Annotated in this window: 19 protein-coding genes; 8 read left to right on the top strand and 11 right to left on the bottom strand. The window is 55.4% G+C overall.

Going from position 1 to position 17,088, the window contains the following annotated elements; all coding sequences use genetic code 11:
• Positions 1–24: 24 nt before the first annotated feature.
• Entirely contained in the window at positions 25–921 is an 897-nt protein-coding gene (locus tag IBT46_RS05630; protein WP_200544735.1) for a LysR substrate-binding domain-containing protein, read from the top strand.
• 130 nt (positions 922–1,051) lie between these two features.
• The gene (locus tag IBT46_RS05625) at positions 1,052–1,744 is read left to right on the top strand and encodes a helix-turn-helix domain-containing protein (protein ID WP_200544733.1); all 693 of its coding nucleotides are present in this window, start codon (positions 1,052–1,054) and stop codon (positions 1,742–1,744) included.
• Here the strand turns inward: IBT46_RS05625 and IBT46_RS05620 are convergent.
• The 6 genes from IBT46_RS05620 to IBT46_RS05595 all read right to left on the bottom strand — a co-directional run bounded on the left by IBT46_RS05620 (position 1,724) and on the right by IBT46_RS05595 (position 8,000).
• Positions 1,724–2,320, bottom strand: a complete 597-nt coding sequence (locus tag IBT46_RS05620; protein ID WP_200544731.1) for a 2-dehydro-3-deoxyphosphogluconate aldolase — start codon at positions 2,318–2,320, stop codon at positions 1,724–1,726. The two genes, IBT46_RS05625 and IBT46_RS05620, sit on opposite strands and share 21 nt — an antisense overlap.
• On the bottom strand, positions 2,310–3,206 hold the full coding sequence (locus tag IBT46_RS05615) for a 2-dehydro-3-deoxygalactonokinase (RefSeq protein WP_200544729.1): 897 nt from the start codon (positions 3,204–3,206) through the stop codon (positions 2,310–2,312). The genes IBT46_RS05620 and IBT46_RS05615 overlap by 11 nt, the downstream gene beginning before the upstream one ends.
• Positions 3,203–4,099, bottom strand: coding sequence for a dihydrodipicolinate synthase family protein (locus IBT46_RS05610; protein WP_200544727.1), 897 nt, complete (start codon positions 4,097–4,099; stop codon positions 3,203–3,205). Before IBT46_RS05610 ends, IBT46_RS05615 begins: the two co-directional genes overlap by 4 nt.
• Positions 4,093–5,256, bottom strand: a complete 1,164-nt coding sequence (locus tag IBT46_RS05605) for a mandelate racemase/muconate lactonizing enzyme family protein (protein ID WP_200544725.1) — start codon at positions 5,254–5,256, stop codon at positions 4,093–4,095. Before IBT46_RS05605 ends, IBT46_RS05610 begins: the two co-directional genes overlap by 7 nt.
• A 17-nt stretch (positions 5,257–5,273) precedes the next feature.
• The gene (locus IBT46_RS05600; protein WP_200544829.1) at positions 5,274–6,515 is read right to left on the bottom strand and encodes an MFS transporter; all 1,242 of its coding nucleotides are present in this window, start codon (positions 6,513–6,515) and stop codon (positions 5,274–5,276) included.
• Positions 6,516–6,824: 309 nt separating this feature from the next.
• A complete protein-coding gene (locus IBT46_RS05595) occupies positions 6,825–8,000 on the bottom strand; it encodes an MFS transporter (RefSeq protein ID WP_200544723.1) in 1,176 nt (391 codons plus the stop codon).
• Positions 8,001–8,082: 82 nt separating this feature from the next.
• Between IBT46_RS05595 and IBT46_RS05590 the strand changes: the two genes are divergently transcribed.
• From IBT46_RS05590 to IBT46_RS05575, 4 genes are all read left to right on the top strand, one after another.
• Positions 8,083–8,583 carry an Lrp/AsnC family transcriptional regulator gene (locus tag IBT46_RS05590; protein ID WP_200544721.1) on the top strand — a complete coding sequence of 167 codons (501 nt, stop codon included), beginning with the start codon at positions 8,083–8,085 and terminating at the stop codon, positions 8,581–8,583.
• 119 nt (positions 8,584–8,702) lie between these two features.
• Positions 8,703–9,410, top strand: coding sequence for an MgtC/SapB family protein (locus tag IBT46_RS05585; RefSeq protein ID WP_200544719.1), 708 nt, complete (start codon positions 8,703–8,705; stop codon positions 9,408–9,410).
• A gap of 43 nt (positions 9,411–9,453) precedes the next feature.
• Positions 9,454–9,930 carry a GNAT family N-acetyltransferase gene (locus IBT46_RS05580; RefSeq protein WP_200544717.1) on the top strand — a complete coding sequence of 159 codons (477 nt, stop codon included), beginning with the start codon at positions 9,454–9,456 and terminating at the stop codon, positions 9,928–9,930.
• Positions 9,931–9,932: 2 nt separating this feature from the next.
• Complete coding sequence (locus IBT46_RS05575; RefSeq protein ID WP_200544715.1) at positions 9,933–10,316, top strand: GFA family protein; 384 nt, start codon at positions 9,933–9,935, stop codon at positions 10,314–10,316.
• Positions 10,317–10,476: 160 nt separating this feature from the next.
• Here IBT46_RS05575 and IBT46_RS05570 read toward each other — a convergent pair whose 3' ends face one another.
• On the bottom strand, positions 10,477–11,697 hold the full coding sequence (locus tag IBT46_RS05570) for an MFS transporter (RefSeq protein WP_200544713.1): 1,221 nt from the start codon (positions 11,695–11,697) through the stop codon (positions 10,477–10,479).
• Between the two features lie 60 nt (positions 11,698–11,757).
• On the opposite strand from IBT46_RS05570, the gene IBT46_RS05565 reads away from it, so the two are divergent.
• Both IBT46_RS05565 and IBT46_RS05560 read left to right on the top strand, forming a co-directional pair.
• On the top strand, positions 11,758–12,774 hold the full coding sequence (locus tag IBT46_RS05565; protein WP_200544711.1) for an AraC family transcriptional regulator: 1,017 nt from the start codon (positions 11,758–11,760) through the stop codon (positions 12,772–12,774).
• A 162-nt stretch (positions 12,775–12,936) separates the two neighbouring features.
• Positions 12,937–13,737 carry an HAD-IIB family hydrolase gene (locus tag IBT46_RS05560; RefSeq protein ID WP_200544709.1) on the top strand — a complete coding sequence of 267 codons (801 nt, stop codon included), beginning with the start codon at positions 12,937–12,939 and terminating at the stop codon, positions 13,735–13,737.
• A gap of 48 nt (positions 13,738–13,785) precedes the next feature.
• On the opposite strand, the gene IBT46_RS05555 is transcribed toward IBT46_RS05560, so the two are convergent.
• The 4 genes from IBT46_RS05555 to IBT46_RS05540 all read right to left on the bottom strand — a co-directional run bounded on the left by IBT46_RS05555 (position 13,786) and on the right by IBT46_RS05540 (position 16,849).
• Complete coding sequence (locus IBT46_RS05555) at positions 13,786–14,547, bottom strand: DeoR/GlpR family DNA-binding transcription regulator (RefSeq protein WP_200544707.1); 762 nt, start codon at positions 14,545–14,547, stop codon at positions 13,786–13,788.
• Positions 14,548–14,642: 95 nt separating this feature from the next.
• Positions 14,643–15,119: a glutathione peroxidase gene (locus IBT46_RS05550; protein WP_200544705.1), complete on the bottom strand. Its 477-nt coding sequence runs from the start codon at positions 15,117–15,119 to the stop codon at positions 14,643–14,645.
• Between the two features lie 105 nt (positions 15,120–15,224).
• Positions 15,225–15,833 (bottom strand): dTMP kinase, encoded by a 609-nt coding sequence (locus tag IBT46_RS05545; protein ID WP_200544703.1) that lies wholly within the window; start codon positions 15,831–15,833, stop codon positions 15,225–15,227.
• A 107-nt stretch (positions 15,834–15,940) separates the two neighbouring features.
• Entirely contained in the window at positions 15,941–16,849 is a 909-nt protein-coding gene (locus tag IBT46_RS05540; RefSeq protein ID WP_200544701.1) for a LysR family transcriptional regulator, read from the bottom strand.
• Between the last annotated feature and the right edge of the window lie 239 nt (positions 16,850–17,088).

Below are 17,088 nucleotides of genomic sequence, written 5' to 3'. Positions count from 1 at the left end.
ATTGTACGGATAACAGGTATAGCCATGAGTAATATCCTTCAGCGTCTCGACCTGAATTTGCTCGTTACCCTCGATGCACTTTTAACTGAAAACAACGTCACCCGGGCCGCCGCGCGCCTGCATCTCTCGCAGCCGGCGGTAAGCGTGCAGCTTGCCAGACTGCGCGAGCTGCTGGGCGATCCGCTTCTGCTGCCCGGCCCCCGGGGAATGCGCCCAACCGCACGGGCTGATGAGCTGCGTGAACCGCTGCGCCAGGCTCTGGCAGCGCTGGAACTGGCGATCGCGCCGTCGGATGCGTTCGATCCCGCCGAGGCAACTCAACGCTGGCGCATTGCTGCATTTGATTACGCGGCGTTAACCCTGCTAGTCCCTGCTCTTGATGCGATCCGTACCGCAGCGCCAGCGATACATCTGGCGATTGTGCAGAGCGTGCCGTCGCAGGTGGCAAGAGCAGCGGAACGCGGAGATATCGACCTCGCCTTTATGACCGGCACCGAAGCCCCGGCGGATTTGCATTACCACAGGCTGTTTACGGAACGCTATGTGCTGGCCGGTCGTACGGGGCATCCTCAACTGAAATCAGCACCTTCGCTGGCGGAATTCTGCCAGCTTGAACATGCCATTGTTTCGCCCGACGGCGGTGGATTCCTGGGCGCGACGGATACGGTACTGGCTGAACGCGGCCTGGCGCGCAAAGTCTCGCTTTCCGTACCGAGCTTTCTGTTGCTTAGCGCGGTGCTGTCTGACACCGATCTGGTGGCGATGGCACCGTCCCGGCTTGTTTGCGGCAACGATGCGCTCTGCGTTGTGGAGCCGCCCGTCGACGTGCCGGGCTTCGACATGCTGATGCTGTGGCCCGAACGCGTCCATCGCGATCCTGCCCACCGCTGGCTGCGGGAGCAGATCGCTGCTGCGCGATAAGTATTGATGCCAACTGATATCTCCTGCTGACGAGTTCCGGCAACGCGCTTCACACTCCGCCGCTAAACCGATATCACGATAAACGCGAAGCATTTATGATTACATCACCTCGACTCCGGCAAGGACCCTGATGAACAGTACCGTCTACGATGCCTTTCGCTGCCTGAATTTACTGGCTACCGCAAACCGGCCAAAAGGCATCCGCGAAATGGGGCGTGAGCTGGAGCTGGACTCTGCCAAGGTCACGCGGTTAATGCAGACCCTGCTGGCACTGGACATGGTGCAGCGCGATGCCCGACGCAAATACAGCCTGGGTATCGGCATCCATCGTTTATCGGCCCAGGCGATCCACAATTCGGCGTTTTATAATGCGGTGATGGATTTGCTGGAAGAGAGTGGCAATCACGCCATTTCGATTGTGATCGGCGCACTGAGCGGTAAAAACGTGGTGTATCTGATCCATACGCGCGGCGGGGAAAGCATTGCCCGCGCCATTGGTAATTACCAGTCGTTTCCGGTTCATGATTCCGTAATCGGCATTAAACTGCTGTCGGCAATGAGTGATGAAGAAATCATCGCCCAAATCGGCATCAATGATTATCAGTTGCTCAGGCAGGATATTGACGAGGCGCGCCGACATCAGGTGTTTGCCAAAGATTTCGGTCCGGGTGATTATCGCCTGGCCTGCAATATCCCCGGCATGCAGGCCGCCATTGCGCTGTCGAATATCAACAGTGAAAGAATGGACACGGCCAGCCTGCGTTTATACCTGACGGCAGCGGCCAGGAAAATCAGCGGCGAATCACTGCCGGTGCTGTCTTAGCCGTTCACAGCGGGCTGCCGTGTCTGCCACCCGCTGGCCCGGTTTATACAGCGCCGACCCTAATCCCACACTGTCGTAGTAGTGCAGAAACTCAGCGGCATTGTCTATCTCTACGCCCCCGACCGCCGAAAAACTGACGGGTTGGGAAAGCGGGCCTTTGATCAACTGTGGATAGTTGCGCGGCAGTGCGCAGGCCGGGAATATTTTCACCACATCCGCGCCTGAATCAACAGCAGTAAATATTTCACCAGGCGTAAATACGCCCGCACAGACAAACAGCCCCTGCTCTTTGGACTGAGTAATCAACTGCGGATTAAGATTCGGGGTAAGAATGAAATCGGCACCGGCGGCCACGCTGCGCCGCAGGTGATCGCCGCTGGTGACCGTTCCCACCCCGAGCTGGATGTCAGCACCAAAGCGCTGCCGCACCCGATGCAGGCTGGCTTCCCAATCGGGAGAGTTGGTGGTAATTTCCACACGATTGATTCCGTGCTCAAGCAAACAGGCAATATGCGGCACCGCCTCGTCTGGGGTTATTCCACGCAGAATCGCAATAATTTGCGGATTATCCTTCATGACGAAACACCTCATTGAATCCGGCGAGCGTGGCGCTTTCCGCAGAAACTAACTGATAACGGCACTGTAAAATTTCGCAGGCGCGCTGGTAGTGCGGCAGCAGCGCCTCGCTGCCGATAAAGCATACCGTTTCATCGCCGCCGGGATGACCGCGTAATATTTCGTAGCCCATCAACAGACCGGATAGCCATGAAGCGGCTTCTTCTTTTGCCAGTGCATCAAGGATGTAGCGTCCCCGACAGCGAAACAGTTCTGTCACCAGTTCCCCGTGTTCCCGCACCACTGTCACCGCCGTTTCAACACCCGACTGGAATGCAGACGCGGAGTTAACCTGATCCGGCAGGCCTTTCCCCACGACGGCATGATTCAGCAGCAGATGGTACAGCTCGCCGGTCATAATGGTCTGCAAGCCCGTGACCCTTTGCCGGGTGCGATCCACGCGGAGCCATTTGCTGTGGGTACCCACGGCGGCAAACAGTGAAACATCGGACTGCGTCAGTGCCCCCGCCAGCTGCATCTCTTCCCCCCGGCAGATTTCATTGACCCGTCGGTCACAAATACCGGGGCGCAGGGTGAGCGGATTGGGCAGGATGCCCGGCAGCGCCCGGCCTTTCCCCAGCAGTTGCGAAAAGCTCAGCGGCATATCAAGGTAACCGGCATCGGCAATGCCGATATTGCTGCCGATCATCCCGCAAAGCATCACGGGCAACTGTTCATCCCAATCCTCACCCAGCCGCTGCATCTGCTGTTGCAGTATTCCGGGCAGCTCGGCCCGCTGACAGCGGCCGACGCCGCAGCTGTCCTGTATCGTTTTCACCACCACGCCGTTACGCACGCTGAATGCACGGAAATTGCTGGTTCCCCAGTCCACCGCAATGTAGTTCATCGTGCTCCTCCCAGCGCGGCCAGCGGCAGAAACGCGGTCAGTTCACGGAGCTCCTGCCGCGTGGTGTCATCCAGGCTTTTCGCCGGTTCGCGCACGTAATCGCTGGCAAAAATCCCGGCCTGATGCAGCACGGTTTTATGAATGGCCACACCAATACCTGGCTGCACGCCGTAACGCAGGAAAGGCAGATAGCGATAAAACAGCGCCTGTGCTTCCCGGCGATCCCGTTGCCAGGCCGCCAGGATGGCATTGATCACCTCAGGGAATTCGCAGGCGGGCATGGTTCCCGTTACGCCACGGCACAGCTCTTCATACAGAAAGCCCGCGTTCAGGCCGCCAAACAGACCGACGCTATCGCCAAGCGCCTGCTTTAAGGCGGTGATTTTCAGCGTGGTCGGTGGCTGTTCCACTTTGATGTATTTGATGCCAGGGAAGTCCTGGCACAGACGTACCAGCGTCGGCACGGGAATATTCACCCCGGTCATCAGCGGCGCATCCTGGATCATGATGTCGATATCGCAGGCCTGGCAGATATCGCGCCAGAAGCGATAAATCTCCTCCGGTCCGGGCTTCACCACCGAGGGCGGATTGACCATCGCCACCTGCGCGCCCCAGCGTTGTACTCGCATAATTTCTTCAATGGCGACGGCGGATGACGCTCCGCCCGCCGCAGCCACCAGCGGCAGATCGCCCACCCGTTTTTTCACACAATGAAACAGTGCCTCCTTTTCATCCTGGGTCAGGGCATAGCCTTCGGAGGCATTGCCAAACAGCGCCAGGCCATCAATACCCTGCTGCAACAGGAACGTCACCAGACGTTCTACGGAAGCCAGGTCCAGCTGGCCCTGCTCATCAAATGCCGTGGCGAGAATCGGGACATTACCTTTTAACATGCTGCCTCCATAACAACGTCGCGAACGCGATCTTCATCGATTTCAATCCCTAAACCTGCGCCCTGCGGCAGTTGATACTCACCGCGTTCGCAGATCAGCGGCTGTTTCAGCAGCTGATTGGCAAGGGTAAAAACGGGGGGCTGATATTCGAGCATAAACAGATTAGGGATAGCCGCAGCGGCATGGATCGATGCGGCGATGCACGGCCCCAGCCCGACGCTTAAATGCGGCGCAACGCGCAGATTCCACGTTTCGGCCAGCGAGGCGATGTGCATCAGTTCGCTGATGCCGGTTCTGCCGACGTCGGGTTGCAGGATATCCGCCGCCCGCTGCTCGATCGCGGCTTTGAACTGGTAGCGCGTGCGTTCGGTTTCACCTAACGCAATGGCTACCGCGCTTTTGACGCGTAACTCCCGATGACCGGCAATATCCTCCGGCAACAGCGGTGCTTCAAGGAAACCCACCCCCAGCGCGTGTAGCTGTCCGGCGAGATCGCTGGCCTCGGCCACGCTGTAATTCCAGTGCGCATCAATGAAAATCTGCGCCTCGTCGCCGAGCGTTTCACGGATCGCACGGATGTTTTTAACGTCTTCCCCTACGCCGTAGCCCAGCGCTAACTTAACGGCATGGAATCCCTTTTCCTGCCACTGTTTCGCCAGGCGGCAGCGGCTGTCAATATCGGGTTCGGGCAGACCGGAGACATAGCACGGAACCGACTTGCGGAACGCACCACCGAGCAGCTGATGGACCGGCAGCCCCAGGATTTTGCCCTTTAGATCCCACAGGGCGATATCCACACCGGCGATAGCATCAATGTGATAGCCGCTGATATGCCCACGATCGCGCATGGAGTCGTACATTCTGGCGTTGAGCACGCCGCTGGAAAACGGAGATTCCCCGATCAGCAGCGGCGCAAACAGCTGTTTAATCAGTTCGGCTGGCACCTGCGGTACCACCGGTGCCAGCGCCTCCCCCCAGCCGACATGGCCGTCGCTGCTGGTAATTTTCACCAGGCAGGTTTCCATCTTGCGTGAATAGACGCAGCGGTATTCCGGCCGATAGTAGTAATCCGGGCCGTTCCCGTCCGCCATACCGCCGAGATAAGCCTGGTCCGGGGTGATTTTTAGCGGAAAACACTCCACGTTCGTAATATGCATAAAAGCTCCAGTTTTCATTAATCCAGCACTTTTCCGGCCGTTTCTTTGGCAAACCACACGGCAATAAAGGAGATCAGCGCAGTGATCATCACGTACCACGCAGGAGACAGCGGGTCGCTGGTGAAGGCGATCAGGCTTGCGGAAGCCAGCGGCGTAACGCCGCCGAACAGCGCCACGGTGAGGTTGTAGGACATGGCAATACCGCCATAGCGAATGGCTGTGGGAAACAGCTCCACCATTGCAGCACCGCAGCCGCCGTTGAACAGCGCCACAAATACGCCCAGCATGCTCATTGCGGCAATCGAACTGCCCACCGAACCCTGCGTCATCAGCAGCATGGCGGGATACGTCAGCAGGATGAAACCGGCGCATCCCAGCAGCATCAGCGGCCGCCTTCCCCATTTGTCCGACAGATAGCCGGTGATCGGCATGCAAATCGCCACGCTTAACAGGCCCAGTGTGGTGATCAGATAAGAGTCAGCGCGGCTGTAGTGCAGATGCGTTGACAGATAACCGGGCATAAACGATTGCAGCACCCAGCTGCTGACCGCTTTAATCACCACGAAGCCTGTACAGAACAGCAATGCCGACAGCGAGGTCTTAACCGCAGTGCGCAGCGGCGACTTCTCCAGTTTTCCGCTCGCTTTCAGCTTGTGGAATTCCGCCGAGTCCTCCATATTGCGGCGCATATATAGCCCACCCAGCCCGAGCGGTGCGGCCAGCAGGAACGGAATGCGCCAGCCCCAGTCGTTCATCGCCGCTTCGCCGAGCCAGTAAGTCAACAGCAGCACCAGGCCGGAACCGCAGACAAACGCCATAAAGCTGAAGTTCTCGCTCCAGCAGGTGAGCGTTGCGCGGCGATGCGGCTTCGCGCTTTCCGCCAGATAGGTAATCACGCCGGAGCTTTCACCGCCTGCGGCAAAGCCCTGCACCAGGCGGGTGATCACCAGCAGTACCGGTGCGACAATCCCCGCCTGATGCCAGGTCGGCAGAATGCCCATCACAAAGGTAGAGATCGAGGTGATGACGATCACCGTGACCAGTACTTTGCGTCGCCCCAGCCGATCGCCCATGGAACCGAAAAACAGACCACCCAGCGGGCGCATCAGGAACCCTGAGCCAAAGACCGCGAAGGACTTCAGCAGCGCGGTGGCCGGATCGTCACTGATAAAAAAGTTGCTGGCGATAATCGCCGCTAAGGTGCCGTACAGACCAAAATCGAACCACTCGATAAAGTGTCCAATCCCGGCAGCCATCATGATTCTGGCCGTGCTTCTCGGCGGGCTGTTTGTTTTTTCCGCCACATATTCACCGCCATAGCGGCGGTCCGAACTTTCCATACGACCTCCAGAAGGTAAACGTCGCGCCGAAAAGACGCGTTATGTTCTGGAATTCAGCGTAGGGTTTTTGGTGAGGGGCTGCGTCGGCAAGGGGGGATTGCGTGAAGCGACTCAAAGAACAAATCATCAAATTGCTTCATATAGTGAAGCATCAGTGAGAGGCGATAAAAATGGGGCCACTGGCGGCCCCTGTCAGTGATGCTTTTACATTCGTGTGGATTCAGTCAGTTAGCATGACCCGGCATTCAACACGTAGCCTCTGCGCGCGCTTTGCCAGGCAAGGGCAGCCAGCCCCAGAGCAATAAACGACAGGATGGCACCCGCCCAGCCCGGTGACACCAGGCCAAAACCGGCAGCGATGGTCGCTCCGCCGACCCAGGCACCCAGCGCGTTGCCCAGATTGAACATGCCAATGTTGACGGAGGCAGCCATCGTTGGCGCACCGGCCTGGCTGGCACGATCCATCACCAGCTTCTGGATCGGTGCGACGGTGGCGAAACCAAAGGCGGCCATCAGGAATACCGACGCGGCGGCAATCACCGGGTTGTGAACGCCGAACCAGAAAATCAGCAGCACGATCCCCTGGGCGATAAGCGTGACGAAAAGCGTACCAAACAGCGAACGGTCGGCAAAACGGCCACCCACCCAGTTACCAACGGCCAGCCCGAGGCCAAAGAGGACCATCAGCCAGGTCACGCCTGCGGCGGAAAAACCGCCCTCTTCAATCATGATCGGCGCGATATAGGTGATGGCGGTAAAATAGCCCGCCGGACCGAAAACGGTAATGCCCATCACCAGCAGAACCTGAGGATCGAAAAACGCACGCAGTTCGGTTCGCAGGGCAATCGGTTTGCCTTTTTCAATATGCGGGACCAGCAGCGCGATACTGGCGATAGTCAGCAGACCGATAGCCGCGATCCCCCAAAAAACCAGCCGCCAGCTAAAGGTTTGGGCAAGCCAGGTGCCGATCGGCACACCAAACAGATTTGCCAGCGTCAAACCCGAAAACATAAAGGCGATGGCGCTCGCCTGCCGTCCAGGTGCCACCAGCGACGCGGCGATAATCGACCCGATGCCGAAAAAGGCACCGTGATTGAATGAGGTGATCACTCTTCCGATCAGCGCCACCTCGAGCGTCGGGGCCATGGCGGTGATCGCGTTGCCCAGGGTAAAGATCACCGCCAGGCCGGTCAGCATCGCTTTACGCGGGATGCTGGCCCCCAGAACGGTCATGATTGGCGCGCCGATAAAAACACCCAGCGCGTAAATGGTCGCCATGTATCCGGCGGAGGGAATACTGACGTTAAACGCCACGGCGATTTGCGGCAGGATACCGGCAATGACGAATTCCGTCAGGCCTATCCCGAATGCGCCGACGGCGAGGGCAAGTAGTGCGATGGGCATGTAAACTCCGGTATAAATTTTAGCTTAATACTATTAGGTGAATTAAAGTATATTCATAACTTCATTCAGCAGGTAAACGCTTATGAGCGCGATTGATAAAGAAAAAGATGGCATTAGGCAGATAAGGCATAAACCGGTCGAACTCGATGCTATTGACCGAAAAATATTAGGCGCGTTGGCCGAAGATGCAGGACGCAGCTACAGCGAACTGAGCGAGATCGTCCATCTGTCTGCCCCAGCGGTACACGATCGGGTGAAGCGGTTGAAGCGCGACGGCGTGATTAAAGGCACCGTGGCGGTACTCGATGGCTGCAAGCTGGGCCGAACGCTGTTAACGTTTCTGGTGATCGATACCAGCAGCTATGAAGCAACGCGCGCACTCCTGCAGTTCACCAGCCGACGCGAGGTTGAGGAACTGCATACCGTCGCCGGTGACGGCTGCGTGTTAATTAAAGTCCGCGCGGATGATACGGAGTCCCTGGAGAATTTTCTGATGGAAATTCAGAGCCTTGACGGCGTCCGTTCCGTTCGCAGCTATATTGCCCTGTCCACCTTTCTGGAGCGAGGCCCTTCCCCGGACTAATTCCGCCAGCTGAAAAAAGATCGTCAGATTTCAATAAAATGCTGGCCCCGACAACGATATGTTCACAGACGAAATTTATACTCTTTGTCTCAGCATTCAACAGCAGCAAAGGGACCGGCATGAATTTCGTTGAACAGTTTGATTTCTCGGGTATCGCCAACACGTTTTTGAGCTATTTTTTTGCCTTTATTTTTGGTGCGCTCATCGGCGCGGAACGCCAGTTTCGCCAGCGCACGGCGGGGCTGCGCACCAACGTGCTGGTCGCTATCGGCGCGGCGGGGTTTGTGGATCTGGCCGATTCTATTGCCGGCAGCACGGAAGCAGTGAGAGTCATCTCTTACGTTGTTTCCGGCATCGGGTTCCTCGGCGCTGGGGTGATTATGAAAGAAGGCGCCAACGTCAGCGGGTTAAACACGGCGGCAACGCTCTGGTGCTCGGCGGCCGTCGGGGCCTGTACCGGCGTGGATCGCATCCCCGAAGCGGCGCTTTTAACGGTCTTTATCCTGGCCGGCAATACGTTACTGCGCCCGCTGGTGAATTTTATTAACCGCGCCGACACCGACAGCGTTGAGGCGGAATACGTGATTCTCGCCACGGTTCCGCGACAGTATTCCGGCAAGGTGCGCGATACCCTGCAGGAGTTTCTTGAGCTGCATCGCTACCCTGCGGCAGATATTGAAACGGTCGTGACCGACAGCGACCATGTCGATATCGAAATCACCCTGATCAGTACGGAAGTTGACGCCGCCGAGCTGGATAAACTGGTGGAGCAGCTCAAGCGGCTGGAACATATCAGCTATGCTACATGGCGGGCGAATACGCAGTAATGTAAGGTTAAGTTTTCCCTAAATCCCCCGGGTGGCAAGTTAAGTGAGCATATCAGCGGTATATGAATGGCGGCAGAATAACTACCTGGTCAGCACGGACCGGGAAAAGCTGGATGTGCAGGCTGTTCATCGGTATTTGACGCGATCCACGTGGGCAAAGGGTATTTCTCTGGAGATCGTCACCACTTCCATACAGAACAGCCTGAATTTTGGTGTTTACCACCAGGGTTGCCAGATTGGTTTCGCGCGCCTGATAACGGATTACGCTACCTTCGCGTACCTTTGTGATGTGTACATACTTGAGGAGCATCAGGGGAAAGGACTGGGTCGATGGGTCATGGAATGTCTTCATCATCACCCGGTTTTTGAGCAGCTTCGCAGGATTATGCTGTTTACCACCACCGCCCCCTGGCTGTATGAAAAGTTAGGCTATGAACCCGTCAACCGGGAAAACTATGCCTGGACCATTACCCGGCCGGATATCTATCTTAATGCGGAAAAATCGGAGCGACGGAGATAAATATGAAATTGTCTGGTGGATGTTTATGTGGGTTTATCAGCTTCACCGCAGTGAACCCTTCTTCCTCTCATTCCTGCTCCTGCGGTATTTGCCAGAAACATTCTGGCTGCCAGACCGCAGTATGGCTTGAGTTCCACTCGGATGATGTTGAATGGACGGGTGAAGGCGGTGTTCCTTCCCTGTTCCGCTCATCCGCGAGTTCCTCCCGGGCATTTTGCGGCCGGTGTGGCACCTCTGTCGGTGCCATCGATGACAGTCCGGTGATTGCTCTGCTGAGCGGAATTTTTGACCACAATGAGCAAGCCTTGTTTTCGCCACAATCTCACTCATTTGAAGATATGAAGCCTGAATGGTGGCGAAAAATCATGCCGGATGCCGCTGTCTGAAAAAATCCATTTATTTTCGACAGTTATGATTTTTAACGCTTGAGATTACCAATTCAATGATTCCGGGCTGGCTACTGCGACCAGGCCTGCCCTGGAAAGCCATTTACCTATATCATTCAGCGTCCTTCCAGGCCAGCCGCGTACAGCAGCTGACCTCCATTTAAAACTCCGCTATCTGGTCAGAATCAATGCTTTGTGCCGGCTCAACCCGCACCCTGAGTGTGATAACCACAGCGGCGATAAACATCAGGCAACCTGACGTTATGAAAACCCCGTTTACGCCACTGAAGCCGAAGAGTAAGCCTCCCAGCGCCGCGCCAGCAGCAATTGATGACTGGACCGCTGCGACAACCATACCGCCAGCAGTTTCAGCCTGATCGGGTACCGCCCGGGCAACCCAGTTTGACCACGCCACGGGTACACCACCAAATGCCATCCCCCACAGCGCGACAAGTAGCATCAGTACCGTTTCGTGTACAGGAAGTAAAATCATGCTTAATGCTGCAAAACCTACCAGCGCGGGCATCACAATCAGGGTGAGACGCAGGCTTTTTTCCATCAGCCATCCAGCCAGCAGTGTGCCGAAAAAATTAGCCACACCGAATCCAAGCAGCATCACGGACAGGCGGTCCACATTAACGTGGGCAAGATTCTCAATGGCCGGACGAATGTAGGTAAAGAGTGCATACTGGCCCGTATGGGCAATCACACATCCCGTCATTCCGATAGCAATCCCGGGGCGGCGGAGTAAACCCATCACCGATGCGGTGCTCATCATTTTTCGCGGTGCCATGCCGGGAAGGGTAAATAGCTGGAAAATCATTGTTATCCCCCCGACAGCCGCCGCCGCGAAGAAGGCGCTGCGCCAGCCATAAAGCCCGCCTAAGTAGCTCCCCAGCGGGATCGACACCACGGTCCCCACGGCAATACCGCTAAAAATTATTGATAGCGCGCGCGGAACACGTTCACCCGGAACCAGCCGCATGGCGACCGCGGCCGCCATGCTCCAGAATCCCCCCAACGCAATACCCAGCAGAATGCGCATCACCAACAGCACGGCCAGACTGGATGAAAGTGCCACAAGCAGATTGGAGGCAATCATCAGTACCGTAAAGCCCAGCAGAACCTTTCGGCGATCGAAATCGCGCGTCAGGCGGGGCACCAGCAGGCCAGCAAACAGAGCCACAACGGCGGTTACCGTCACGGCCTGACCCGCGAGCGCTTCGGTTACGCCGAGATCGGCTGCCATGGGTGTCAACAGACTGGCTGGGAGATATTCTGCAGTCAGTAATCCGAACACCCCCATGGCCAGTGAAAAGACGGCCATCCAGGCGGGTTCCTCAGGTTCCGCATTATTTGCACTCATTACTTCATCTCTCATCTCACAGCCTTCCTGTAAAAAATTGAGCCTCAAGTCTAGAGTCGTAACACTGGACGATCTATGATGCCAAACCCTGATTTTTTACCCGAAACGCCGACTATGAAGATGAATGCCCCTTTTGCTCTGTCCTCTGACCTGATCAGTGAGTTGTTGATGGAAATGAGTCTGCGCGGCGTTCAGTACCGCCGTGTACAAACCGGGCCTGAATTCGGCGTCAGTTTTCATCATCGGCCACGGCACGCCTATTTTCATTACCTCGCCGTTGGTACTGCCCTGTTGCGCACCAAAGACGGTACGCTTTACGAACTCAACGCAGGGAGCGTGGTGTTCATGCCACAGGGTGAAGACCATCAGCTTGTGTCAGATGTCAGGCATTCATGCCAACACATTGACACATTAGGCGCGGCCCCGCTGGGCGAGGCCGTCAGCGGGATTAACACCTGCCCCAGCACGCATTCAACGCCCAGCACGGTACTGTTTTATGGTTGTATGGAGTTCGACCTCGGTGGAATGCAGGGACTGGCTAAACTGATGCCGGAGGCAATGGTGGCGACGGCTGATGAACAGCGCTATCCGGGGCTGATGCCCATCCTCAGCGCGATGAAAGCTGAAATCTGCTCCGGCCGCATTGGCTTTGCGGGCATTCTGGCCCGACTCGCCGAGGTTGCGAGCGCCATGATAGTGCGTGGATGGATTGAAAGCGGCTGTGGTAGCGCCGATGGCCTTGTTGCGGCATTACGCGACCCGCGGTTGGCGCGTGCCATTCTGGCGATTCATCGCGATCCGGGTCGTGAATGGTCCGTTGCAGAGCTGGCTTCCCTGTCACACGTGTCACGTTCTGTGTTTGCTGAACGCTTTAAGGCGATTATCGGCGCGCCGCCGCTGCGTTATGCCACAGAGGTGAGAATGCAGATCGCCGGGCAGTGGATCGCCCGGGATAAGGTCTCCATTGATACGGTCGCCCACCGCCTGGGCTACGCCTCGCAGGCCGCGTTCAGCCGGGCTTTTAAGCGTGTCAATGGATATCCGCCCGGAGCGCTACGGCGCCAGACGTGCATATCAAAGCCACCACTCTAGAAATCCCGCCAGTCAACACGCCATCCTATGGCGTTCTAAATAAACAACAACAGACAACAATAAACACAAAATTGCACAACTGAGCACGCAATGTTACTTTGACTTGGTGAATTGGGAGTGGGCAAAGCCATTCCTTTGATAACCGAGAAGCCGGAGTGATACATGATAAAGCTGATAATTACCGATCTTGATGGTACTTTTTTAAACAGCCAGGGTGACTATGATCGGGCGTTGTTTGCCCGGACGTGGCAGAAGATGTCGTCTCTCGGTGTGCATTTTGCTGCATGTACCGGCAAACAATGTGAGCGGGTGGAAGAGCTTTTTGGGGAATTCAGTAAAGATATCTGGATCGTTGGCGACAGCGCCACGCGCATCAAGCATAACGGCAGCTTTGCCTTTCAGTCCCTGATTAATAATGCGACAGGAAGGGCAATCATTAAAACGCTTGAAGAAGTGAGTTCCACGCATGTGATTATCGCCTGCACCCCTGAAGGGGCGATCGTGCGCTCCGATGTTCCGCAACCCCTCAAAGATAAAATCAGACGCTCCTATGCCCGCATCATCGAGATTGAGGACTTCAGCCTGGTCGAAAGTGATTTTGTTAAAATCACCGTGTTTGATGAGCAGGGAAACTGTCCACAAACTCGCCCACATTTGAGTCCATTTGAGGATGATGTGTATATTGTGGTTTCTGAAGCCTCATGGATAGATATCGCCGGATATGGCGTACACAAGGGAAGCACAGTTCAAAAACTTCAAGAAATTCTGAATGTCAGCCCGGAAGAAACAATGGCTTTTGGTGATGGTTACAATGATCTGGAGCTGCTGGCTCAGGCAGAGTATAGCTTCGCTATGAGAAACGCCTTTAATGAGGTTAAGGATGCGGCGCGTTTTGTCACTGGAACCAATGATGACAGTGCGGTAATGGAAACTATCAATCGCCTGCTTGCGTTACAAGCCTGAAGGTGATTAACGGGAAGGCACACAGCCCTTCCCTGATAGAAGTTCATATCAGGCGATTTCCAGCCGTATGTTGCTGTGTGCCAGCGAGCCTGCGTCTGTAAGGCTGCTGGCGACGACAACGTCGATATCCTCACAGGAAGCGACTTTGTAGCGCGCCACCTGCGGCACTTTATCCGCAATGACAGCAGCGATGATTTCATTGCTCTGGCGGATCACTTCTTTTTTGAAGCAGGCATCCTCATAGTAGACAGCCGTCAGCCCGGCCTGAATGTCCAATCCGCAAACGCCGATAAACATCTGATCGAACAGCATCTCTTTGACTTGATTAAGCGGCTCAGACCCGAGAATGCTTCCTGTCTGCGAATTCAGTTTGCCGCCGAGCATGATCACTTCACCCTGCTGGCGTCCACTCAGGGCGGCAGCGATTTGCGGGGAATTTGTCACGATGGTGAGGTCGAATTCGGAGGGAATGAAATCGACCATAGCCAGATACGTAGAGCCGCCGTCTATAAAGATACTGGTTCCGGATTTGATCAGTTCCGCACAGCGTTTTGCCACACTCGTCTTTTCCTCAACGCTATGCATAACCCGCGTGTCAAAACTTGCTGATTGTTTAAACTGACTGACCGCGCCCCCGTAGACTTTTTTGCACATTCCTTTACGGACCATCGCCTGCAAATCCCTGCGTATCGTGTGTTCAGACACGCCTAACTGGCGGGCGATATCAGCGCCAATGACACGACCGTTCTGCTGTAGCATCTGGTAAATCACTTCCTGTCTCTGTTCAGGCAGGGCGTCATAATCAATCATTCTTTACTCTCAAAATAAACATGACATGGCAAAGTGTACACAACAAAGCATAGCGGTGATGAACATATTACACCTGTGACGCAATCCCGCAGGCGTCAAAGTGCCACCCGAATTGCGTCTTCCATTTTCTCCGGGGTGGCAATTGGCGCAAAACGCTTAAGCGGTTTGCCGTCGCGTCCGATAAGGAACTTAGTGAAGTTCCACTTGATCCGCCCACCCAGTACGCCGGGCAATTCCTCTTTCAGGTAACGAAACAGCGGATGCGCAGCGGCACCGTTGACCTCGACTTTTTCGAACATCGGGAAGGTAACGCCGTAGTTGATGTGACAGGTCTGCGTGATGTCGTCGGCGCTGCCGGGCTCCTGCTTGCCAAACTGGTTACAGGGGAAGCCCAGCACCACCAGCCCCTGGTCAGCATACTTTTTGTATAGCGCTTCCAGGCCCGCATATTGCGGCGTGAAGCCGCACCGGCTGGCGGTATTCACTACCAGCACCAGTTTTCCCGCGTAGTCGGCCATCGGGATAAGCTGGCCTTGCAGGCTGGTAGCTGAAAACTGATGAAAAAGGGTCATATCGTCATCCTCAAAACAGACAGGGTTCAGCGTCTATACTGCCGTGCAGCGCCTGTCTGCCACGGCACACGGCGAAAATTTTGGGTTGATACAGCTCGTGAGCCTTCAAAGCACGCGATAGATTTCAGAAATCACCTGCATCGCCGCGTCTTCAAGGGTTCCTTCATTACGGCATAACAACCAGCCGTTTCCGGTAATTTCTCGCTCGAACGCCCGAGTACAGGCAGCATGCTCTTCCAGCTTATGCATTACCGTACTGCTCAGCCCACGCGTTCGGGCTGCCGCCCTCGCCCATGAAATTTCAGGTCCAGTGACCACCCCGACATGCAGGTCCGGCGTTCGCACGTTGCGTTCAATATTAAGCTGTAAAATCTCTGCAAAGGGCACCATTCGCCGAAACGCGGCATCCGACGGATACCAGCGGTCCATCAGGATAATGCTGTCCGACGGCTGTTTAGTCAGCACCTCCCGTGTTATCCACGCGCGGCTGTCAGCCAGGCGCTGACAAACCTGCCGTTCTAAATCCAGGCTGGGATGTCTGGCAAACTGGTTTACGAGGAGCATAGTTTCTGCACGCCAGGGATCGCTTTTTTTCTCACAAAGACGGACCACCTTGTGGTTATCCGCGCGTAATACTTTCGCCATGGCTTCTAACAGCGTGGTTTTGCCCGCGCCCTTGGGTCCATCCAGCGTAACAAACAGTTGACGACTCATTCTGCGAACGGTGATTGATGAACGGTTTTTATCAGGCCCGAATCTGGCAAACGCATTTAACTTCCTTTCGATGAATAGCTGAGCAATCTCTTCCCCGTATTGGGTTGTCAGGGAAGTTTGCTTAATTCCTGCTGGATAAAATCAATCAGCGCTCTGGTTTTCGTAGGCAGGTAACGCCGGTTTGAATAAAGCGCGAACAGTTGCAGCGGCGCTACCGATTGTTCAAATTCAACCTCGATTAACCGCCCATCGCTAATGTAGGGCTCACAGCCCTGTTTTGACAAAATGGCAAAACCGACGCCTGCCAGCGCAGCGCGCCCTGCCATCTCCCCGCTGTTTACCCGATAATGCCCGTTAACCTTAACCGTCTCGAATCCCCCCTTTGCATTAACAAACTGCCAGGGCGCTCCTTTCAGCGCACTCACGGTGGTAATACAGGGTAATGCTTCAAGCTGCCGGATATTGGCAGGGGTGCCATAGCGTTGAATAACAGAGGGCGCGGCAACAATGGTGCAAGGGATAGTCAGCAGATGACGGGCTATATAGTCACTGTCATCCATCTGACCCCGGCTTACAATGATCGCTAAATCCAGATCGTCCCGCAGTGATTCCAAACCCGAGAGATTTGTGACACAGCTAATCTCCAGAGCCGGGTACTGACAGGCGAATTCGGCAATAACGGACCCCAGCAGTGCGGGGCCTATTTCATTGGGAATACAGAGACGTAATGGCCCTTTGAGCTGCATCTGGCGCTGCGTGAGTTCTGTCTCAGTTTGCTCAAGCGCCTCCAGTAATGGCTTCGCCCGGCTATAGAGCAGATGCCCGGCCTGAGTGAGTTTCATATGTCGGGTGCTGCGCTCGATAAGCTGAAGATTCAGTTTTTCTTCTAACTGAGAAATACAGCGGCTGACATTTGAGGTTGGCATTTCAAGGACTTTCGATGCCCCAACAAAACTCTCTTTTTCAACCACAGCAATGAATACTTTCAGGGTATTAAAATCAAGCGCCGGCCGCATTCGCCATCCCATTTATGATAATAATAAGTGCTGTTTTTACCATATAATTAGCTATATCGATAGCGTTCAGATTTTGCGTATGGCGTATCGGGGGGCTGGGGAGTTGCTTCAGATCCTGCGTCTGGCGTATCGGGGCTGGCCGGATTGCCCGCATATTTTGGTGTTGCTGCTGGAACAACTGATTGTATCTGGCAGCAACGCAAGGATTCAAAAGGGAGACCGTAACGGGACAGGTTAGC

Origin of the sequence: Erwinia sp. S38, from assembly GCF_016624545.1 — a bacterium.
Classification (GTDB): domain Bacteria; phylum Pseudomonadota; class Gammaproteobacteria; order Enterobacterales; family Enterobacteriaceae; genus Erwinia; species Erwinia coffeiphila.
Note: the sequence above shows the minus strand (reverse complement) of the source record. Positions and strands in the feature narration are given on the sequence as shown.